The sequence below is a fragment of the Pseudomonas tructae genome (assembly GCF_004214895.1).
Taxonomy (GTDB): domain Bacteria; phylum Pseudomonadota; class Gammaproteobacteria; order Pseudomonadales; family Pseudomonadaceae; genus Aquipseudomonas; species Aquipseudomonas tructae.
Genome location: NZ_CP035952.1, coordinates 5,111,523 through 5,132,297 on the forward strand (window position 1 = coordinate 5,111,523; position 20,775 = coordinate 5,132,297).

The following is a 20,775-nucleotide window of genomic DNA, read 5'->3' on the forward strand; positions in this document are numbered from 1 at the left end:
AACAGGACCCGGTGGGAGCGGGCTTGCCCCGCGATAGCGTTCTGTCAGCCAGATCGTATCGCGGGGCAAGCCCGCTCCCACAGGGATCTCGCCAGCTTTTAAAAAGCTCGCTCGTAGTCAATAGGTAGCGCGCACAGTCAGGGTGAAATTGCGCGGTTCGCCATAGAAGTTGCCATTGGCCGAGGTGCCGACGGTCTGGTAGTACTTCTTGTCGAAGAGGTTGTTGGCGTTGGCGATTGCCGACCAGTGCTTGTCGATCTGGTACTCCAGGCTCGAGGCCCAGATGGCATAACCCGCCTGGTTGAAGGTGAATGCTTCGGCATCGCCGTCGTAACGGCCGGTAGACGGGTTGTAGGGGTTCACCGTGCCGCTGCGGCCATTGTTGCTCTGGGCAGTGACACCCAGGCCGACTTTCCATTTCTCCAGATCACCCGGCAAGCGGTAGGTACCCCAGAGCTTGAACAGGTGCTTGGGGGTCACCGCCGAGTAGATGGCGCGCGTCTCATCGTTGGCCTTGTCGACGGTGTGGTTGTAGGTGTAGCCGGCAAACAGGTCGAGGCCGGTAAGCAGCTCACCGCTGATTTCAGCATCAAAGCCTTCGCTGACGACCTCACCCTGGCTCAGGAAGCAGCAGTTGTTGGCCCCGTAGGTCTGCGGGTAGCGCGGATCGGCAATGGCCGCGCCTTGCTGCTCGATACGGTAGATGGCGAAGCTGGTGTTGACCTTGTCGTCGAACAGCAGGCCCTTGAGGCCCACCTCGTAGTTTTTCGCGGTGGCGGCATCCAGTGCCTGGTTCGGATAGGCCACTTGCAGGAACTGCGGCTTGTACGTCTCGGCATAGCTGACGTAGGTGCTCCAGTTCGGCGTCAGGTCGTAGATCAGGCCGGCATAGGGTGTGGTCACGCCCTGTTCCTTGAACCGGCGTTTGTAGGGCGCCGGGTCCTCCAGGACATTGCCGAAGTCGTCGAAGAACACTTCCAGGTCGCGGTACTTGTAAGTAGACACCCGGGCGCCCAGGATCAACTTGGTGCGCTCGTTCAACGACAGCCGGGTCATGCCGTAGTAGCCGTACTTTTCGGTGGTGTTGTCGTCGGTCTTGTTCGGCGTGCTGCCCGGGTCGAGCGGCTGCACCGGGTTGAAGATATCGAGCGCAGTGCCGTTGAGCAGGCCCCAGCGCTGCACCGTGTAGCCATCGGCGGTGGAGTAATCAGCCCCCACCAGCACGTCGTGGTGCAGGTCGAACAGCTCGAAGCCGCCCTTGAGGTAGCTGTTTATGCCCTTGCGCTCAAGGCCGGTCTTGGCCGGGTAGTTCAACCAGGTCGTGCCCTTGTGGGTGATCGGGTCTACCGCGCCGTTGGCGAACAGCGAGTTGCCGTCGCGGTCCATGTCCATCCAGGTCAGGTCGGTGGTCCACAGCCAGTCTTCGTTGAAGTTGTGGTCAAGCTTGAGGTACGCCTGCCTGGTTTTTTCCTGGACCGAGCCCCAGGAGGCAAGGTAGGCGGTGTCGTGCGACAGGCCGATATCATCACCGTTCTTGTAACGCGGCAGGCCGCCGAAGTTGGGGATACCTTCATTCTCCTGGTAGCTGGCGCCAACGGTGAGCAGGGTGTCCGGGCTCAGGTCGAACTCGAGCGAGCCGTAGTACAGGTGCTTTTCCATGTTGGCCACATCGTAGAAGAACCTGTTGTCCTGATAGGCCATCCCTGCCCTGCCGCGGACGTTGCCGGCGTCATTGAGCGGGCCGGTGACATCGAGCTCGCTGCGGTAGGTGTCCCAGCTGCCAGCAGAGGCGGAGAACTTCAGCTGGTTGTGGTCCAGGGCGCGCTTGCGCACCAGGTTGATGGTGCCGCCGGGGTTGCCGCTGCCCGAGTACAGGCCGTCGACACCGCGCAGAAACTCCACGTGGTCGTATTGGGCCAGGTCCAGCTGGCTGATCGACCCGTAGCCGGAGATCGAGGTGTCCATCGGCGCGCCGCCGTCGAACTGGATGTTCGACACCGCGAAGCCGCGGGAGAAGAAGTTGGTATCGTTGCCCAGCGACGAACCGGAGGCGCCGTTCTTCTGCAGGGTGACCCCGGTGGTCTTGTCCAGCGCGTCGGTCAGGGTGGTGAGGTTCTGGTCCTCGATGCGCTGGCGCGTCACCACCGACACCGAGTGCGGCACCTCTTTGAGCGATTGCGCAACCTTGCTGCCGACGCTGGTGGCACCGGTGATGTATGAACCGCTGTTCTCGCTGAGCGCACCCAGGCCCTGGCCCTGAATGGTGGTGGCCCCCAACTCTACGGCGGCCTCGCCATCACTCCGTTGCTGCAGGTAGGCGCGATTGCCCTCGGCAAGTACGAAGCTCAAGCCGGTGCCTGCCAGCAGTTGCTGCAGCGCGGCGCTGGCGGTGTACTCGCCGTGCACGGCGCTGCTGGTCTTGCCGCGGGTCAGCGCGCCATCGACGAACAGCTGAATGCCGCTGCTGGCCGACCATTGCAGGATCGCACTTTCCAGCGGCTGGGCGCCGATCGCGTAGGTGCGGGTCTGCGCCTGACTGCTGCTGGCGGCCTGGGCCTGTGGCCAGGCACCGAGGGCAGACACGCAGCCAATGGCGCTGGCCAGCAGCAGGGGCTTGAGGCGCATGGCGCAAGGACGACTCGGGTGGGGACGTGCGAAAGGCGTGGGCATTCGATCTCTAATCCGTCGTGATGGCAGTATTCGCAACTCATTCGCGTTTGCGATCAAGACTTATGACGGACCAGTGAGCAAAGACAACGACGGGCTAAGTGAAATTATTTTCCATCACTGCGCCCGGGCCCGTACCAGCGTCAACCAGGGGCCAATGCGGGTGACCCGAATCGGCAGGATGACCTGCAGGCTTTGCAGCGCCCCATCGACCTCGCGCGCCTGCACGGCAGCCGTTACCCGCAGCTGGCCCAGGCTCGCGTCGCTCAGCAGCAACTGCGCGCGCGAGTACGGCTGCAGCCGTTCTAGTACCTGTGCCAGCGGCTCGTCACGAAAGGCCAGGCGCTGCTCGCGCCAGGCCAGTTGCTGGTTAAGGTCAACACTGCGCAGCGGGCCAATACCGCGGGCGTCGTAGTGCAGCGCCTGCCCCTCGCGCGCTTCGGCCTGCTGCCCGGCCTGGCTGACCCGCACCGCATGCTCGGTCACCGTCACCTCGGCGCCATTGCCCGCCAGGCGCACATCGAAGGCGGTACCCAGCGCACGCACAGAGCCTTGCGCAGCCTCAACAACGAACGGCCGGGCCGGGTTGCTGGCCACCTTGAACCAGGCCTCGCCCCGGTACAGATGAATGCGCCGCTCACCTTCGCTGAAACGCACATCCAGCGCCGACTGCGGCGCCAGTTGCACGGTCGAGCCGTCTTCCAGCGTCCAGCTGCGCACCTGGGCCACCTCGGTGCGGTAATCCGCCCAGCGCGCTGGCGACAGCGTGAATACGGCCAGCGCCATGAGGACCGCGGCGGCGCTCGCAAGGCCTGCCCAGCGCCGCCGGGATGAACGGCGCCGCGGCGCGCTGCGCGTGGCGACATAGGCCTGGCCCGCCGCCCCTGATGCCTGCCACACCTGCTGCGCGCGCTGCCAGGCCAGCGGATGGCGGCGATCGGCGCCAAGCCAGCGGGCAAACGCCTCGCGCTCGGCCTCGCTGACGCCGGCGTCCTGCAGGCGCACGCACCATTCCAGCGCCTGGTCCAGGGGAGTCTGCGAGTCGGATTCGGTCATTGCATTGCTTTCTCGATGCGCTGCATGGCCTTGACCATCTGCGAGACCACCGTGCTCTTGGAAATGTTCAAGCGCTCGGCAACCTGCTGGTGATCCAGGCCTTCAACCCGGCACAACAGGAACACTTCGCGACAGCGTGCCGGCAGCTCGGCCACCACCTGCATCAGGCGCTGCAGCTCACGGCTCATCTCGGCTTCACGCAGCGGATCGACCCTGGCGTCAGCGACCAGCTCGACCACCACCGGGTCGGCCTGCACCTCGATGCCCAGCGCCTCGCGGCGGCGCAGGTCCATGCCCAGGTTACGGGCGATGCGAAAGATATACGCGCGCGGATTGCCGATCTGCTCGCCCAGCTTGCGGCTGGCGACCCGCAGCCAGGTCTCCTGGGCCAGGTCTTCGGCCACGTTGGCATTGCCGAACTGGCGCACCAGGTAAGCCTGCAGCGCTTCGCGGTTTTCCATGAAGGTAGCCAAAAGATGTTCACGATCCCGCGACATTCGCCAAGCATCCTGAACTGCGCGCAAAAGGGGTCGGCACAGTAGCATCAAATAGTAAATATTCTCAATAGCGACTGGAGTGGGGCGCAGGTAGCTTGTGGATGGAGAAGCGCCTGGCGATTATTTGAACAACTGTCAGAAACTATGATAAGTTTCTGACACAGTATCAAACCCAGTGCGTACCGCCATGCAAAAGCTTCCAGAAATGATCCTCCAACGCAGTCAGTCTTTGCCTGAGGGCGAAGTGCTGTCGCCCAAAGAGTTTCTGAGCGCGGGCAGTCGTGCAGCCGTTGACCAAGCGTTCTCGCGCCTGGCCCGGCGCGGAAAACTGCTGCGCATCTGTCGTGGAATGTATGTCGCCCCGGTAAAGAGCCGTTTCGGCACTCGAGCGCCAGAGCCCGAAAAGGTCATCCAGTCACTGGCGCAGAAAACCAGCGAGCCCGTAACATCCAGCGGTGCACGCGCTGCCAACGGTTTGGGTTTGACCCAGCAGGTTCCGGTGCGCCAGGTGTTTCTCACCAGCGGGCGTGCCCGTACATTGAGGCTTGGCAAGTCCGAGATTCAAATCAATCACGCTCCACGCTGGATGCTCTCAGCCTCGGCCGCCGGCGAAGCCGTTCGCGCCTTTGCCTGGCTGGGAGAAACGCAATCCAGAAGCGTGATCCACCAGTTGCATAAGCGACTGCCGGAAGCGGAATGGGCGAAACTCATGGGGTTTCGCGCAGTGCTGCCTTCCTGGATGGCCAGAATGATTGGTAGCGAGGCTCTCTGTGGCTGAAAACTTCTTCTCCCTGACTCCAGAAGACCAAAAAGAGGCACTGCTGCAGGCATCCTCGAACCTCGGTCGTCCAGCCTACCTGTTAGAAAAGGATCTTTGGGTTGTTTGGACCCTGGGCAAACTCTTTTCCGCCCCAGCGGGTGACCACCTCACGTTCAAGGGCGGTACTTCACTCTCCAAGGTTTACCGGCTGATTGATCGATTCTCCGAGGATATCGACCTTACCTACGATATTCGGCAAATCCTGCCAGAGGCAGAAAGTGAGATTCCACCCAGTAGCAGCCAAGCCAGAAAATGGTCATCCAAAGCTCGGGCCCTGCTCCCCGGCTGGATTGACGAATCCGTTGTTCCGTTACTGTCCGATGCACTCAGGGCCGACAACATGGCGGCAGAGCTGAGCCGGGATGAAGATAAGCTTTACCTGCACTATCGACCATGCACCCTGGCCAACGATTACGTCATGCCAAGGGTACTACTGGAATTTGGGGCGCGTTCTAGCGGAGAACCGCATGGCCGCCAGCATGTTTGCTGTGACATGGCTGCAGCCCAACTAGATGGAGTGCTGTTTCCCGAGGCAACCCCCATCGTCATGGACGTGGCTCGAACCTTCTGGGAGAAAGCCACCGCTGCCCATGTGTACTGTGTACAGCAGCGGTTGAAGAGCGAACGGTTCGCCCGCCATTGGCACGACCTCAACGCCATTGTCCAAAGCCAGAGGTTCGCAGAAGTCATCGACCGTCGAGATATCGCTGCGTTGGTGGCAGAGCACAAATCCTGGTTCTTTAGTGAAAAGGCCGCTGACGGCAGTAACGTGGACTACCACCATGCTGTTTCAGGCAACCTTCGACTGGTACCGAGCGGTGAAGCAAGGGCTCATTTGGAAACTGATTACGCCAAAATGTTAGAGGGCGGGATGTTCGACAGCACCCCGCCATCGTTCGACGTACTGATGACAGCATGTGCCGAACTCGAAGAACGCCTGAACACTGCTGCCCATACGCCAGCGCCAATCACGCTGAACTGATTGTCAGCAAAGCCAACGCTTTGGATGGGCCAAGTCGCAGTTACACTCCATGGTTGCTGTGGTACTGGTAGTGACTTGTAACGAATAGGCGCCAATATCAGTACTTTTACAGCGGATATCTTCAGGATTTCCTGATTCCCTGTAGTCCATTTCCCAATCATACTTTTGCCGCGCGTTAACCATTGCGATGGTATTGGGCCCACTCTAGTCTCGGCCAGTCGTTGACATTCAACGACCGGCTTTGACAGGCCGTTCCAGATCTCTAGAACACGTGCACGCTTTATGGCGGCTGTACGTGGGGCACTTCGTGTGCGCCGAGTCTCTAGAGTCCTCGGTCTGTCAACCCGCGTACAGCTGCCACCTTCTTGTTTGACAGCAAGTCTGTAGCAGTCTCACTGACTCTAGAGGTTCGCATGCTCAAGATCGTCCCAGACCCACCGCATCACCCCAACCAATCCCTCGAAGACCTCCTCGTCCAGACGTCCGAGTACCTGGTCTGCGCCCTCACCATTGCCCAACAAACGGCATTGCTCCACACCAGACCACCCGGCCAGGTGCTGACCTTGGCGACCATGCATGAAATCGAACATGCCCGCAGCTTGGTGGAAGTAGCACTGAGCAAAGTGCAGTTGAAGCACTGAGGTTCTTTCAAGCGAGCGCCAGCGTTGCCCGGGCAAGGCTGGTTGCTTGATGGCACGGCACGCCGTGGGAGGTATGGATGAGCGAGAACTCGATTGAAGGCCGCACTTCAGGTTTGCAAACAACAGGCATCGGCGTATTCGGTGAAGGTCAGCGCGGAATGAGCACTGAACGACTGTTCCGGGTTGAGCCTGGGCATAGTGCGGATTTTGCAATGGAGCAAGCGGCTGTGTTGATCGGCTGTGTGGGCAAGCTCACACACCTGGCGATGCTCGAAAGAGATGAAACCATGGTTTGTGCGGCTCATTACCTGAGCGGGATGGCCAAGGCATTGGTTGAGGATGTTGCGCACGCAATGGCTGAACCTAACCTTTAGCCGTACCCATGTTTGTAGGAGCAACTGTCTTGCACAGCTTTTTAAAAGCTGGCGAGATCCCAGTGGGAGCGGGCTTGACCCGCGAACACGGGCGAAGCCCGTGCCATTCATCGCGGTGCCTGCTTCGCGGGACAAGCCCGCTCCCACTGGACTTTTCGTACACACCCGAGGGTCGAAAGCCGCTGATTAAATCGCCCGCTGGAAAACGCCTGCATCCGCGAGCATTGCAATCAACCCCTCAGGCCATACCGTCTCCTGCGTAGAACGCAATTCCTGCTCTGACCACCAATGGTGATCCGTCATGACCTGCAGCTCATGGGCCGTCCATTCAGCACGCGAAAGTTCGCGCTGCTCTACCTGCACAACGAAGTACTGCTCAACGGCGAACACCTCTTCGCCACTGGGCAGCAACATTGGAAACTCTCTGCAATCCACAGGTGCCGCGACAGTGCTGACAACAATACCAGTCTCCTCTCGCAACTCACGGATTGCCGCCGCCTCGAACGTCTCATCGCTCTCCAGCGCGCCACCTGGGGTGGCCCAGCAACTCTCCCCTGCCAACGCACCGTCCGCATGCTCGAAACGAAACAGCAGCACCTGGTTTGACGGGCTGATCACCAGCAACCGCGCCGACTTTCTCTCACGCATGTAAAACCCTCTCCCTGGAAGACCGCGCAGGATACTGCCAAGCGAGCGCCATGTCTTGGCAGCGAGCGCCCGGCACGTCAGCCACCATTCGCTGCCTGCAACACCTCAGCTATTTGCTTGCGCAAATCACCGTGCAGAGACTCGTCATAGGGCGGTGCTGTTTTCCAGTCGTAGAACCATGCCGGCATTCTGCGTTTGTCTTCAGGTTCGTGGGCGTAGCGAGGGAAGATATGGCAGTGCAGCTCAGGCTCTGAATTACCGAGAATTTCGTAGTTCATGCGAAGCGCCCCGGTAACCTGCAACACCGCATCCCCGATTCGGGCCATATCGAGCAGATAAAGTGCCCGGGCTTCGCTATCCAGATCATTCAGGCTCGGGACAACCGGGTCGGGCAGCAACAGGCAATAACCCTGCAAAAACTGCACATCCCCCATCACCGCCCAGCCTGAAGCCATCCGGCAAATCACTTTGTCATTTTCGCCATTGCGAGCGAGTGCCACGCGTTGTGTGATCAGCGACATAGGTATCAATCCACGATGAATAACTTGGCGCCGACAACAGTCGATGAACGATGCGCCTCGGCGTTATCGCCAACCTGGTAACTCATGCCGGCGGTGAGCGTAAAAGTACGAGCATCGTCCAGCTCAGTGTCGAGCTGGCCTTCCAGGCAAAACAGGATATGGCCCTTGCTGCACCAATGGTCGGCGAGATAACCCGGCGTGTACTCAACCAAGCGAACGCGAATGTTGCCGAACTGGCAAGTACGCCAGAAGGCGGTACCGGTTTCACCCGGATGCACAGTGGGCTCGATCTTCGACCAGTCGGTTGTTCCAAAAGGGATAGCAGTGAGTTCCATGGTTGCCCCAGGTTATGCAAAAGGTGCAAACCGTAACGGGGCGGCGCAGTGGTGGATAGATACAAAGTGAGTTGATTTCTCTCATACAGCGCAAGCCCAGCACCAGACTTGACCACTACAGTATATGCCTAGAGACAGAACGAGACAGGTAGAAACAAGAAAGCCCGCACTTGGCGGGCTTTTCAGGGGGTTCCGTATACAGGAGGAGACGTATCGGAACAGCTGGATGGTGCGGAGACAGGAATCGAATAGTAGTGGTTTAACCCATATTTTACTTGATCTAACCATCACCGATTCTGTTATGTATCCCTAAACGTATCCCTAAAAAAGAAAGTACCTTCGCTAGTCGCGGGGTGGATACGTGATTGTGGCCAACAGCGCACAGATCAAACGATGGTCGTCCACATGGAAAACGGATGGGTCGTCCTCGTCCTGACGGCCTAGGAAGAAAATGTAGGGCCGATCCTTTCTACCGCCTTTCTTAGCATCTATGCCCTCCTGCCGAACGACATCAAGTTCGTTGGTGACCATAGTCCGCTTTGCCTTAGACCAACCTGCCCAAGTCACCTGCACTTTGTAAGGGCGGACGTACCTGCTGGCCTCCTTGCCCCACTCACCAGCTGAAAGGGTAATCAGAAGGTTGTCTTCGGCAGCCTCAGCCCTGCCCCAACTGAGCTCACCATAGAAAATCCTCAGGGAAGGCAAATCCTCGACTCCGTCCCCTCGAAGCTTTTTGAACACGTGCAGGTAGGTTGTGGCCTCGACTCCTGGAACCTCCAGAGAGAGTGACCGATCGAATGGAAAATTGATGAACGCACGGCAGATACGTCTAATGCTCTGCGCGGACCTACGCCCTTGAGGCCGCGTTTCTCCATTTCCTGAGGTGCCAGTCCGTACGGATCGGGTTGCCCCCGACGACGACGGCTGAGCGGTGGGATCTACAACAGGTCGCTCACTCCTGAGTACCAACCGCGCCGGGGACAGGGCAGGACTGGTCTGTAGCTCGTCCCGTACAGAACCCTTTTTTCCTCTGGCGACGGCTTTTTCCTCACCTTCGATATCACAGTCCTGGAAATGCGTTTTCCCAGGTGGGCTTCGAAAATGGGGACGCTGCAAATTCGTCTTCAAGTAGGAGGCTGGATACACCGTCAGAGCACATCCTCTGCAAATGTAGCCATTCCTATCAACCTCAGGCAAAAGCCACAGATCTTCAGCATCTACAACTTCCAGCGTTACCCTATCCCGTGCGGACTCCATTTCCTCTCCTTGCAACGTCATTCTTGGATCAAAGCCGTCAGCCGTTCCACGCCCCTGGCCGATGGTTACGAGCCCGAACACATTAGGGCTTAACACGACCAGTGTCCAAAATGATGCACAGTTCACCCCTGTTCACCAGGTGTACCAGTTCACTAAGCTGGCTACCCAGCAGCTAACAAAGATCCGCGGGTTTCCAGCCCCGTATCTCAGGCAATCCCCTAGGGTCCCCACCGTCCTTGGCTACAGTCTGAAGAGGCTGTCCGCGAGTTGGAAAAGATAGAACGATCAGCGGTCCGTCTGGCCACCGAGCGGCTTCAGGAGGATTGGGATGCCGCAGTTCAGCAGCTGATAGCTACGGGTTCGAAGCTGTATGCCGGTAAGCGTTACATGGGCTGGGGGCAGAATGCCTTCCATGATTTGAAGATCCGTAACGAACTGAGCTCCACTATCGCTTGGGATTGGAGCGATTTGCTGAAGCTCAGCTACCAATACGGGCCGACACAAATTATAAATTTTCAGGGTGACGTGTTCGTTGAAATCGAAGCGACGTAATAGTTTAGATAAGGGTGCATCAGAAGGAAACAATTGCGTGATGCAATCGCATTATACGCTACCTGTTAATGACATCACCTACGTGATGTACGAGATTTCGAGATATGTACATGAGTAAAAAGGCTGAAGGTGCAGTCTCAATGTTAGAGGGCTTGGGGGCGCGGAGGCTCCATCTTAAACATTTGATCAAAATAATAAGAGGAAACTACAGAAACCTGACCAAAGTCGAGGCCATGTCAATTGATGTTATTGATTTAGAAATCCAGCGTATAGAAGTGCAGCTCGGAGGGTGGCGGTAAATATCGGAAATTTAAATGCAGGAGTTAAATAGGGGCAGTAGGCCCCTTTTTATTTTTGACTATGTGCTGAAGGTGGGTTGCAAAAATACTGTTTCTATCAATTCATTCGCATGAATAAAAATGGTCAACGGACTGGGTCGCATTGAAAATCAAAGACGAAGATACTCATATGTCCAGGCAGGACAAATGACCGAGCGGCTTATATCTTATATTGAACCGTTAAGATAAGAAGTGCACATACGGCTAGTCTAATATTTTAGCTGTCGATTGAATCTATAATCGATTTGTTGATATGGCATGAAAATTATGCTGGGATAATTTTTGAGAGTGCGTGCCACATAACAAGTATTGTAATAACCCACAGCCCTGCGTAGTACCATATGCTCGATGCATTCCATACCAGCCAAGCTATTCCAGCTTCTTGTTTTGTTAGATTTAAGTACTTAAATTCTGGTGAGAAACGCTTAGAGGTTAAGAAAAATCTATCATCGGTCGGTGTGTGGTTCTCAGCGCACTGACCTTTTATTTCTTCATAATCTAATCTTAATAAGTTGACATCGTCATGGCTGATAGTTTCTTCTTGGTTATCTTTGTGTTTCGCAATGATATGGCCTATTTTGCTTTGAAGGGCATTTAGATTCTCTGCATTTTTATGAAGCACATATGCTTTTACTCCATTTGCCGAGCCCCACTCCATTAAAGTAAATACCAAAATAAAAAGACCCATGCATATAGATATTGCAGTTAGCAAGTTATCTAGGCCGGAAATGCATTGTATTGGGGTTGAATATATTCTTTGCACAACGGCAATAATTATGCTTATTGCAGAGAATAGAGCTAAGCTAATCGTGGAAAACAACTCCCTTCTCTTTAGGCGACGAGAAGCGTTGTACCTGGCTCCGGACGTTCTCCAGACGGTGGTTTGCAGTTTTTCCAGATATTCAAGCATTGACTTTTCCAAAAAGTGTGTGTGCGTGGCGCCTGAGAGATCAGTCAGATCCTCTTCCCGGGCAGCTACCAAGTAGCCCTCGAGAAGGTTTAACACTAGGTGTCAGGCCCTGCTTTCGCTAGGTTTTGGGCACTTCCGCTCTTGCCAATGAATGGTAAGAGGTACTGCTTGCGCAGTAGGCGCCACTCACGGATGCTAATGTACACGGGTTAGGAATAAATTTCACCTTCATCTGAATGCATGGCTGCAAGGACAGCTTTGAGGTATTCATCATATATTTCATCAATCTGCTTATCTGTAAGTGGGATTTCTGGATCTATTCGACCTCTGGCTGCCAGAAAACTTATTTTCTGTGCAGACGTGGTGATCTCATCATAATTCCTGACGTATCCACCTTTGGGGTTGAATTTCATTTCGTAGTACGCCCTACTTAGCTTCTTGATTGTGTTAGGTGCTTGTACATTTATCTCGTGCATTCGTTTGAGCATTCCGAGAATGGCTTGATCCATTTTATATAATAGCGAAATATCCGTTATCTGATTGAAATATGCAACCCAACCATACCGTTTGTTACCGCTAATGGCGCCGGTGATTTTTTCGTTAAGCTCCATGAAAAAAATCTCTACCAAGCGATCCTTAGTAAGGTACTTTTGTCGCTCTAATCGCTTCAGTTTGTTATGTTTGTATTCGGTTAGCTTTTCGGCAATAGACTGTAGGAATCGTTCAATAGTTGCATCTCTTACTGTGATCTCTGGCCAGGAAAAAGTATATCCAAGATATGCGAATGTACTTGAAATTGGAGCTATGTGTGTTTTTCCGGATGCAAGATTGTGTAGCGAAAGTCCTCTTGTGTTCAGGCGATTTTTAAGGGATATGTATGATTTTTTTATTGATCCCTCAGGGCCGTACATTAACACGTCGTCCACATATCTGAAGTATGTTATGTCGGAGTTATTCTTGAATGCGTCATCAATTACTTGCATGTAGATAGATGCAAGGATATTGGATATTGCAAGGCCCTGGGGAACACCTTCTGCGTGCTGGAATTTGAATCGTTGTGCTTTCTTTGTGTTTTTAGGTACTGTTGGAGTTCTCAGTGCATGAGAAATCAATTTTAACGCTTTTTCGCACTTTACTTTTTTGGCGATTTCTTTGTTAAGCCTTTCGGGCTGGATGGAGTCGTAAAAAGTTTTTATGTCTGTGCTGCAGACCCAAGTTGATGAAGGGTCCAACGTTTTCATATCATCTGAAATTTGTCGAACATAAGTGCTCGCAATGTTTTTTGGCACGCGCTCTGGAAAAATAACTGCGAGATATTTCTGTAGCTGATGAAGTATTACTCTATCTCTAACGATGGGTACGCCGATAACTCTTGGGGGCTTTCCGCGGCCCTTTAACTTCAACTTTTCAAGAAAGGGGGCGAAACGAAATGACCCATCCAAGCATTTATTTGAAGCTATTATTAACTCTGCATTTGAGCGACTTGCAAATTGATAGCCATTGAGTCGATCAATACCTTTTGCAGAGTTGCTAATGAAGCGCTCGTTGAATACTGCCTGTAGACTAGCGGCGGAAAACATGTGTTCGAACAAGCTAATACTGTCCGGCTTCTCATGCTTAAATAAAATATCATCCCAGACAAACTTCATTGTTCCTCCTTGCGTGGCTATTTGCGGGTTTTTCAATTTTTGCCAATTGGACTTAAGATGTGGTTGCACAAGCCATGGCGACCCACATACTTATCTATATTATCTTTAATTCATCGTGCGTTTGGCATGTTGGTTAGTGGTTGGCACATTAAGCTTGCAGCAGCTTACCAGCAGGCCAAATAAATGCCAGGCAAACAGCTCTGGCGAGGGCTGTTTTTAATCATCTTACTTGGGTTTTATGAGGTATTCCTCGTTCCGCAGGCCTCTCGAACGACCACTTTTCTACCAGTTAAACCTTTCAGCATTATGTCGCTCTGGGCTCGAATCGGGCCCTCAAAATAAAGCAGCCATTACTCATTGCCCGGAACCCGTGAGATGGCTATTGTGTTGTTACTTCGTTTGCTTGCTGGTCGAGCCGCCACGCGGCGGTGAACCCAGTTTGCCAGACGGCAGCGATCTCTCTTCGGAGGGCGCTGTTCGGGTCGCGACCAAGATAGCCGTTCTGGTATCTGGGTCTCCCGTAGGTAGTGAGTGTCGCCCGACTGCTGCTTTAACGACCGCGACTCTGTCCTTTCATTGGGCTCACCAGGCGGTTGGCAGCTTTATTTTGAGTGCGGCGCTCGACGTCCGGCCGCGTGATGCGCGCTTGACCGAGGGACCGAAAAAGGTACGATTTATTGTGCCCCACACGATCAGGAGGCCAAGATGCTCTCATGCAAAAACGTGCCAATACGGCATGTGCGACAGCTCGGCTGTTCCTAGCTGTCCTCTGCTTCGTTTGCTTGCTGGTCGAGCCGCCACGCGGCGGTGAACCCAGTTTGCCAGACGGCAGCGATCTCTCTTCGGAGGGCGCTGTTCGGGTCGCGACCAAGATAGCCGTTCTGGTATCTGGGTCTCCCGTAGGTAGTGAGTCCCTGTAGCAGTTGGGTGGGAGCGAACTGGTGACGCCCAACAACACAAGGATTGGATGTGAGTAGGCTATATAAGGACATTTGCAGCCAACGGACTCTCTACGGTGCCTGGAGGAAGGTGCGCAGCAGCGCTTACTTCTCCTCTTCCGACGAAATCAGGCGGGAGGCTGAAGAATTCGAAAGTCGTCTCCCCGACTCTTTGATTGAAATACAGCGCGCCCTATCCAAGCAGGTGTTCAAGTTTCTCCAGCAGACTGGCGTCGCCCAGAAGAAACCAAGTGGAAAATCCCGGCCATTGGTGTTGGCTCCCATACCGAATCGTGTCGTCCAACGTGCCTTGCTAGATGTACTGCAGCGCCGTGTCCGATTCATTAAGCGAGTTCTGGGCACGCCTACAAGCTACGGTGGTATTCCTGAGAAACGAGTAGCCATGGCCATCGCAGATGCTCGGGAAGCAATGCATTCAGGGGCACGATTTCATATTCGGTCCGACATCCCCGCATTTTTCACCAAAATTAATAAAGACCGCGTTCTAGAGCTTCTTCGACCACATTTGAACTGTGAGGCTACTCTCACGCTTTTTAAGGAAGCAATCAGAACAGATTTGGCCAATCTCGACGACCTCAGAAGAAAGGGCCTAGACGAAATTTTTCCTATTGGAATTGAGGGCGTGGCCCAGGGGTCCCCACTATCCCCGTTGCTAGCAAATATCTACCTGGCCGATTTTGACCTAGCAATGAACTCGAACGGCATTACGTGCCTTCGCTATATCGATGACTTCCTGCTCCTTGGGGACAGTCTTAGTGATGTAGACAAGGCTTTCAATAGATCTCTGAAGGAGCTGGGTAGGATTGGGTTGGGGGCTTACGACCCACGAACAGACAAAACAAAGGCTTCCCGTGGGCCCACAGATGCGGGGTTCGATTTCTTGGGATGCAATATTTCTCCTGGTCTTGTCCAGCCTAGCGAAGCGACGCGGAGGCGATTCAGGAAAAAGTTGGACGCAGAGTTTTCCGCAGCCTCACATGCTCTTCGCTATAACGCACAATATCAAGATGGCGACGGAAAGTACTCGTACTCTTCTGCCCTTTACCGTATCGATAAAATAATTTTGGGATGGGGACGGGCTTTTACATTCTGCACTGGTTCCCAGTGCATGATTGCGCTGGATGACTTTATTACAAACAAACTTCTTCAGCTTGAAGCAGAAAAGATCGCTGCTCTTGCAAAGTCCGACCGAGCAGCACGCAGAAGGATCTTGGGTGTTCGCCTCCTCATGGAAATCCAAAACTGAATAGCCTCTAATTTTCTCGAGACAATTGACTACTCTTTCTAGCCAGAACAGAAGGGTAAAATCCACAGAAAAAAAGGAAGCAGGCTTGTAACACCGTGGAAGTTTATTCATGAGTGTTACACCACCAGCATCGACAGCTGTTACACAATTTTATTCTATATAAAACGGTAGCTTAGGTGGAATGCAACACCTGAAACACTTGAAACACTTGAAACACTACATTTTAAGGGTGTTCATCTATCCCCGTGCCCATTACTCAGCGGGAACCATCAGCGAAGATTAAGACGTACCTCTGTCGAGCGGTGATGCTAGTCAGCTAATCGGACTGTAGTGGTCTACTAACCCCGGACACCCATTTAGGCGAGAATGCTCGCCACAGAGAGGTGTCTGATGACCAAGCAACGCCGTACCTTTACCCCTGAGTTCAAGCGCGAAGCTGCCTGCCTGGTGCTCGACCAAGGCTATAGCCACGCCGAAGCTGCACGCTCGCTCGGCTTGGTCGAGTCGGCCCTGCGCCGGTGGGTCAATCAGCTTCAGCAAGAGCGCGGCGGCATCACGCCGGCCAGCAAAGCGTTGACGCCAGAGCAGCAAAAAATCCAAGAGCTGGAAGCTCGGATCACGCGCCTTGAACGCGAGAAGTCGATACTAAAAAAGGCTACCGCGCTCTTGATGTCGGAAGATCTCGAGCGTACGCGCTGATCCGCCAGCTCAGCGACCATGAGCCCGTTGATTGTTTGTGCGAAGTGTTCGAAGTCACTCGCTCAAGTTACTACGCACATCGTCATAGAAGGCGAACTCCGGACGTTGAACGACTGCGGTTGCGCAGTCGAGTGAATGAGCTGTTCACGCGAGGGCGAAGTGCGCCCGGCAGCCGTAGCATCAAGGCAATGATGCAAGAAGAGGGTGAGCAAATCGGAAGGTTCAAGGTACGCAGCCTGATGCGTGAGCTGGCGTTGGTCAGCAAGCAGCCAGGATCACATGCGTACAAAAAGGCCACAGTGGAGCGGCCAGATATTCCGAGTATCTTGAACCGAGCGTTTGATGTCGAAGCGCCAAATCAGGTCTGGTGTGGCGACATCACTTACGTTTGGGCGCAGGGCAAATGGCACTATCTGGCAGTTGTCCTGGATCTCTATGCACGCAGAGTGGTGGGCTGGGCCTTATCAGAAAAGCCGGACGCAGACCTCGTGGTCAAAGCGCTGGACGTGGCTTACGAACAACGCGGAAAGCCTCAAGGGCTGCTGTTCCACTCCGACCAGGGGTCGCAATATGGCAGCCGTCAGTTCCGCCAGAGACTGTGGCGCTACCGCATGCGGCAGAGCATGAGCCACCGGGGCAACTGCTGGGATAATGCGCCGATGCAGCGAGTATTTCGCAGCTTGAAATCAGAGTGGATACCGACCACAGGCTACCTGACCGGGCAGCAAGCTCAACGAGACATTAGCCGATACCTGATGAACCACTACAACTGGATCCGACCCCATCAATTCAACGATGGACTGGCTCCGGCGAAAGCTGAAGAAAAACTCAAAACCGTGTCCGGGATGAGTTGACCACTACAACCGCATGAAACAGAAAGCCCGCACTAGGCGGGCTTCTGGGGGATTTCATGCGACTGCTTGGCACTGCATGAATCTATTGACTGGTGCCGGAGACAGGAATCGAACCTGCGACCTTCGCGTTACGAGTGCGCTGCTCTACCGACTGAGCTACACCGGCGTGGCGATAACGCTACCACTGCCGGGTCGCTTACGCAAATCACTGTTTATTAACAGCAATTGCGTGTGTTTCAGAGTGCTTTGCAGCCTGCCGGGGCGAGGTCTTCGTTGAGGGTGCTGGTACACGCCCAGCCCGTGGCGGAGCGGGTCAGGGTGAGGGTTTTGTCGGTGGCGATGGCCGGGGCGTCGATCAGGGTGCAGACGATGCTGCCCACGCCCGTAGCCGCAGTGCCGCTGGCGGTGATGCTGCAGTGGGCGGTGCGTTCCTGGCCGCCGAGGGCGGCGACGTTGGCGATGTCTTTGCCTTCGTTCAGGCGCAGGTCGAAGGCGGTCTTGAGGGCGGAAATTTCGACCAGGGCCGCCGTGGCTTTGGTGCGTACCTGGCTGTTGGTGTAAATCGGCAAGGCGATGGTCGCCAGAATGCCGATGATCGCCACGACGATCATCAGTTCGATCAAGGTAATACCGCGTTGTCCTTGCATGGACACTCTCCCTCACAAAATCGGTTCATGCCGGGCCGCAGGGGTGCGGCGCCAGCAGGCGCGCCAGTAGGCCCGAACAGACACCTTTTGTCACCCCGTGACGGTCATTCGGTCATCCTCGCTCGACTACTCTAGTGGGCAGCGGGCAACACTGCTCGCCACTCGGGGCCTGGAGCTGTTACCAGGCTTGTGCAAGGCAGCGCAGCAAGGATGTCGCGATGACCGCAAGCAACCGTATGTACCACTGGCAAGGCACCAACGCCCAGGGCGCCTTGGTCAATGGCCAGAGCGCCGCGCGCAGCCCGGCACTGATCAGGGCGCAGTTGCGCCAGCGCGGGATTCGCCCGGGGCGCATCGACAGTGTGCGCGCGCCATTGTGGCAATGGCGCAAGCCACTGGATGGCAAAGCTTTGAGCCAGTTCAGCCGCCAGCTGGCCACCCTGGTCAAGGCCGGGGTAGCGTTGTTGCAGGCGCTGGAGGTGGTCGCCCAAAGCAGCGCCAACCCGGCGATGGCCAGCCTGCTGGGGGCGATCAAGGCCGATATCGCCGCCGGCAGCAGCCTGGCCAATGCTTTGCGCCGGCATCCGCAATATTTCGATCGGCTGTACTGCAACCTGGTGGACGCCGGCGAGCAATCCGGCAGCCTGGAGACCGTCCTGGCCCAGGTGGCGGCACTGCAGGAGCAACGCCAGGCCCTGCGCGCGCGGCTGAAAAAGGCCATGACGTATCCACTGCTGGTGCTGCTGGTGGGCTTTGGGGTGTCGGCGTTGTTGCTGTTGGAGGTGGTGCCGCGCTTTCAGTCGTTGTTCGCAGGCTTTGGTTCCGAACTACCGGTCTTCACCCAGCAGGTGATCAGCTTGTCGCAGTGGTTGGGCGCGCAGCTCGGGTGGCTGTTGATAAGCTTGTGCTGTGTAACCATCGCGGTGCTCCAGGCTTATCGGCGCAAGCCCGGGTTTCGCTTGTGGTTGATGCGTTTGGCCCTGCGCCTGCCAGTGCTGGGCAGCCTGCTCCAGCATGCCGCCCTCGCCCGCTTTGCCCGCACCTTGTCGACCTCGTTTGCCGCCGGAGTGCCGTTGGTTGAAGCGCTGGGGCCGGTTGCCGGGGCCTGTGGCAATCCGTTGTTCGAGCAGGCGCTGCACAAGGTGCGCGAGGACCTGGCCAGTGGTCAGGCGTTGCACGTGGCACTGCGCGCCAGCGGTTTGTTCCCGACGCTGGTGGTGCAGATGTGCGCCATTGGCGAGACAGCCGGCACGCTGGACGATATGCTCGCCAGGATCGCCAGCCACTATGAACAGGCTATCGACCACCTGCTCGATAACCTGACCGCCCTGCTCGAACCCTTGATCGTGCTGATCCTCGGGCTGCTGGTGGGCAGCCTGGTGATCGCCATGTACCTGCCAATCTTCCAGCTGGGCAATGTGATCTGACCATGAACCTGTTGAACACCCTGGCCAGCCAGCCACTGCTGTACCTGAGCATCGCCCTGTTGCTCGGGCTGATCGTGGGCAGTTTTCTCAATGTGCTGGTGCATCGCCTGCCGATCATGCTCGAACGCCAATGGCAGGCCGAAGCGCGTGAGGTGCTGGCGCTGCCCGAGGCGGCGCAGGCGCCGCGCTTCGACCTGTTTTTGCCGCCCTCGCAATGCCCGCATTGCGCCCACCGCATCCGCCCCTGGGAAAACATTCCGGTGGTGAGTTACCTGGCCTTGCGCGGGCGTTGCTCCGATTGCCAGGCGCGCATCAGCCCGCGCTATCCGCTGGTGGAGCTGGCCTGCGCGGCGCTGACGCTGTTTGTCGCCTGGCATTTGGGCTTTACCGCCAGCGCCCTGGCGCTGATGGTGCTGAGCTGGGGCCTGCTGGCCATGAGCATGATCGACATCGAACACCATCTGTTGCCCGATGCCCTGGTGCTGCCGCTGTTGTGGCTGGGGCTGATCGTCAATGCCTTCGAGCTGTTCGTGCCGCTGGAAGACGCGCTGTGGGGTACGGTGGCCGGTTACCTGAGCCTGTGGTCGGTGTTCTGGGTGTTCAAGCTGATCACCGGCAAGGAAGGCATGGGCTATGGCGATTTCAAGTTGCTGGCGCTGCTCGGTGCCTGGGGCGGCTGGCAGATCCTGCCGCTGACCTTGCTGCTGTCGTCGCTGCTGGGGGCCGTGATTGGCCTGATTATGCTGCGCCTGCAGCGCAAGCAGGCCAGTACGCCGATCCCCTTCGGTCCTTATCTGGCCATCGCGGGCTGGATCGCGCTGCTCTGGGGTGGTCAAATAACCACTTCTTACCTGCATTTTTCTGGATTGTGATGACCACCGCTGCTTTCACTCCCTGGATTCTCGGCCTCACCGGCGGCATTGGCAGTGGCAAGAGCGCCGCTGCCCAGCGCTTTGTCGAGCTGGGCGTGCACCTGGTCGACGCCGACCAGGCCGCGCGCTGGGTGGTCGAGCCGGGCCGCCCGGCGCTGGCCAGTATTGTCGAGCGCTTCGGCCCTGGGGTATTGCTCGAAGACGGCCAGCTCAACCGCGCCGCCCTGCGCGAGCTGATCTTCGCCGACCCGCAACAGCGGCAGTGGCTCGAAGCGCTGCTGCACCCCTTGATTGGCCAGGAGATCTTCAGCTACCTGGCCAAGGCCGAGTCGCCCTATGCGGTGTTCGTTTCGCCGTTGATGGTGGAATCCGGCCAATACAAGCGCACCCACCGCCTGCTGGTGATCGATGCACCGCAGGAGCTGCAGGTGCAGCGTACCCTGCTGCGCGACCAGACCAGCGCCGAACAGGTGCAGGCCATCCTCAAGGCCCAGGCCAGCCGCGAAGAACGCCTGCGCCACGCCCACGACGTGGTGGTCAATGACCGCGACCTGGCCTGGCTGCATGCGGAGGTCGAGCGCCTGCACCACTTTTACCTGACTTTGCGAGGAGGCCAAGCATGAGCCAACCGATGACCGTAGATTGCCCGACCTGTGGCGCCCCTGTGGAGTGGAGCGACGCCAGCGCGTTCCGGCCGTTCTGTTCTGATCGCTGCAAGCTGATCGACCTGGGTGCCTGGGCCTCGGAAGAGCACAAGATTCCGGTCGCACCGGATGCCGAAGACGAACTGTTCTCCGGCGAGCTCGACCCGCGCCACTGAGCCG

20 protein-coding genes and 1 tRNA gene are annotated in these 20,775 nt (G+C 56.4%); 11 read left to right on the plus strand and 10 right to left on the minus strand.

Annotated elements, in window-relative coordinates:
* Positions 1-117 precede the first annotated feature (117 nt).
* From EXN22_RS23340 to EXN22_RS23350, 3 genes are all read right to left on the minus strand, one after another.
* On the minus strand, positions 118-2,670 hold the full coding sequence (locus tag EXN22_RS23340; RefSeq protein ID WP_130266280.1) for a TonB-dependent siderophore receptor: 2,553 nt from the start codon (positions 2,668-2,670) through the stop codon (positions 118-120).
* Positions 2,671-2,784: 114 nt separating this feature from the next.
* On the minus strand, positions 2,785-3,723 hold the full coding sequence (locus EXN22_RS23345) for a FecR family protein (RefSeq protein ID WP_130266281.1): 939 nt from the start codon (positions 3,721-3,723) through the stop codon (positions 2,785-2,787).
* Entirely contained in the window at positions 3,720-4,220 is a 501-nt protein-coding gene (locus EXN22_RS23350; RefSeq protein ID WP_165392256.1) for an RNA polymerase sigma factor, read from the minus strand. The genes EXN22_RS23345 and EXN22_RS23350 overlap by 4 nt, the downstream gene beginning before the upstream one ends.
* 187 nt (positions 4,221-4,407) lie before the next feature.
* Here EXN22_RS23350 and EXN22_RS23355 point away from each other — a divergent pair, with 187 nt between their 5' ends.
* The 4 genes from EXN22_RS23355 to EXN22_RS23370 all read left to right on the plus strand — a co-directional run bounded on the left by EXN22_RS23355 (position 4,408) and on the right by EXN22_RS23370 (position 7,037).
* Positions 4,408-4,998, plus strand: coding sequence for a DUF6088 family protein (locus tag EXN22_RS23355; RefSeq protein WP_130266283.1), 591 nt, complete (start codon positions 4,408-4,410; stop codon positions 4,996-4,998).
* A complete protein-coding gene (locus tag EXN22_RS23360; protein ID WP_130266284.1) occupies positions 4,991-6,022 on the plus strand; it encodes a nucleotidyl transferase AbiEii/AbiGii toxin family protein in 1,032 nt (343 codons plus the stop codon). The genes EXN22_RS23355 and EXN22_RS23360 overlap by 8 nt, the downstream gene beginning before the upstream one ends.
* 413 nt (positions 6,023-6,435) lie before the next feature.
* Positions 6,436-6,663, plus strand: a complete 228-nt coding sequence (locus EXN22_RS23365; RefSeq protein WP_130266285.1) for a hypothetical protein — start codon at positions 6,436-6,438, stop codon at positions 6,661-6,663.
* A gap of 77 nt (positions 6,664-6,740) precedes the next feature.
* Positions 6,741-7,037, plus strand: coding sequence for a DUF3077 domain-containing protein (locus EXN22_RS23370; RefSeq protein WP_130266286.1), 297 nt, complete (start codon positions 6,741-6,743; stop codon positions 7,035-7,037).
* 186 nt (positions 7,038-7,223) lie between these two features.
* On the opposite strand, the gene EXN22_RS23375 is transcribed toward EXN22_RS23370, so the two are convergent.
* The 3 genes from EXN22_RS23375 to EXN22_RS23385 form a co-directional block, all read right to left on the minus strand.
* Complete coding sequence (locus EXN22_RS23375) at positions 7,224-7,685, minus strand: NUDIX hydrolase (protein WP_130266287.1); 462 nt, start codon at positions 7,683-7,685, stop codon at positions 7,224-7,226.
* Positions 7,686-7,762: 77 nt separating this feature from the next.
* Positions 7,763-8,206, minus strand: coding sequence for an HIT family protein (locus EXN22_RS23380; RefSeq protein WP_130266288.1), 444 nt, complete (start codon positions 8,204-8,206; stop codon positions 7,763-7,765).
* Between the two features lie 5 nt (positions 8,207-8,211).
* Positions 8,212-8,541 (minus strand): DHCW motif cupin fold protein, encoded by a 330-nt coding sequence (locus EXN22_RS23385; protein WP_130266289.1) that lies wholly within the window; start codon positions 8,539-8,541, stop codon positions 8,212-8,214.
* A gap of 1,524 nt (positions 8,542-10,065) precedes the next feature.
* On the opposite strand from EXN22_RS23385, the gene EXN22_RS23390 reads away from it, so the two are divergent.
* Positions 10,066-10,350: a hypothetical protein gene (locus EXN22_RS23390; RefSeq protein WP_130266290.1), complete on the plus strand. Its 285-nt coding sequence runs from the start codon at positions 10,066-10,068 to the stop codon at positions 10,348-10,350.
* A 603-nt stretch (positions 10,351-10,953) separates the two neighbouring features.
* Here EXN22_RS23390 and EXN22_RS23395 read toward each other — a convergent pair.
* Both EXN22_RS23395 and EXN22_RS23400 read right to left on the minus strand, forming a co-directional pair.
* On the minus strand, positions 10,954-11,598 hold the full coding sequence (locus EXN22_RS23395; RefSeq protein ID WP_130266291.1) for an SLATT domain-containing protein: 645 nt from the start codon (positions 11,596-11,598) through the stop codon (positions 10,954-10,956).
* A gap of 209 nt (positions 11,599-11,807) precedes the next feature.
* On the minus strand, positions 11,808-13,247 hold the full coding sequence (locus EXN22_RS23400; RefSeq protein ID WP_165392257.1) for a reverse transcriptase domain-containing protein: 1,440 nt from the start codon (positions 13,245-13,247) through the stop codon (positions 11,808-11,810).
* A 1,029-nt stretch (positions 13,248-14,276) separates the two neighbouring features.
* Here EXN22_RS23400 and EXN22_RS23405 point away from each other — a divergent pair.
* Both EXN22_RS23405 and EXN22_RS23410 read left to right on the plus strand, forming a co-directional pair.
* The gene (locus tag EXN22_RS23405; protein WP_233281664.1) at positions 14,277-15,452 is read left to right on the plus strand and encodes a reverse transcriptase domain-containing protein; all 1,176 of its coding nucleotides are present in this window, start codon (positions 14,277-14,279) and stop codon (positions 15,450-15,452) included.
* Between the two features lie 390 nt (positions 15,453-15,842).
* Positions 15,843-17,005 (plus strand): IS3 family transposase gene (locus EXN22_RS23410; RefSeq protein WP_130266293.1). Its coding sequence is split into 2 segments (ribosomal slippage): positions 15,843-16,098 and positions 16,098-17,005, totalling 1,164 coding nucleotides; the frame shifts between segments, so codons are not numbered across the junction.
* Between the two features lie 90 nt (positions 17,006-17,095).
* Here the strand turns inward: EXN22_RS23410 and EXN22_RS23415 are convergent.
* Both EXN22_RS23415 and EXN22_RS23420 read right to left on the minus strand, forming a co-directional pair.
* A tRNA-Thr gene (locus EXN22_RS23415) sits at positions 17,096-17,171 on the minus strand.
* A 70-nt stretch (positions 17,172-17,241) separates the two neighbouring features.
* Positions 17,242-17,652, minus strand: coding sequence for a pilin (locus EXN22_RS23420; RefSeq protein ID WP_130266294.1), 411 nt, complete (start codon positions 17,650-17,652; stop codon positions 17,242-17,244).
* 218 nt (positions 17,653-17,870) lie between these two features.
* On the opposite strand from EXN22_RS23420, the gene EXN22_RS23425 reads away from it, so the two are divergent.
* Genes EXN22_RS23425 through yacG form a run of 4 tightly spaced genes read left to right on the plus strand, consistent with a single transcriptional unit; the run spans position 17,871 to position 20,771 of the window.
* On the plus strand, positions 17,871-19,079 hold the full coding sequence (locus EXN22_RS23425; RefSeq protein ID WP_130266295.1) for a type II secretion system F family protein: 1,209 nt from the start codon (positions 17,871-17,873) through the stop codon (positions 19,077-19,079).
* A 2-nt stretch (positions 19,080-19,081) separates the two neighbouring features.
* Positions 19,082-19,951 carry a prepilin peptidase gene (locus EXN22_RS23430; protein ID WP_130266296.1) on the plus strand — a complete coding sequence of 290 codons (870 nt, stop codon included), beginning with the start codon at positions 19,082-19,084 and terminating at the stop codon, positions 19,949-19,951.
* Positions 19,951-20,574, plus strand: coding sequence for a dephospho-CoA kinase (gene coaE / locus EXN22_RS23435; RefSeq protein ID WP_130266297.1), 624 nt, complete (start codon positions 19,951-19,953; stop codon positions 20,572-20,574). Before EXN22_RS23430 ends, coaE begins: the two co-directional genes overlap by 1 nt.
* Positions 20,571-20,771, plus strand: a complete 201-nt coding sequence (gene yacG / locus EXN22_RS23440; protein WP_130266298.1) for a DNA gyrase inhibitor YacG — start codon at positions 20,571-20,573, stop codon at positions 20,769-20,771. Before coaE ends, yacG begins: the two co-directional genes overlap by 4 nt.
* Positions 20,772-20,775 lie beyond the last annotated feature (4 nt).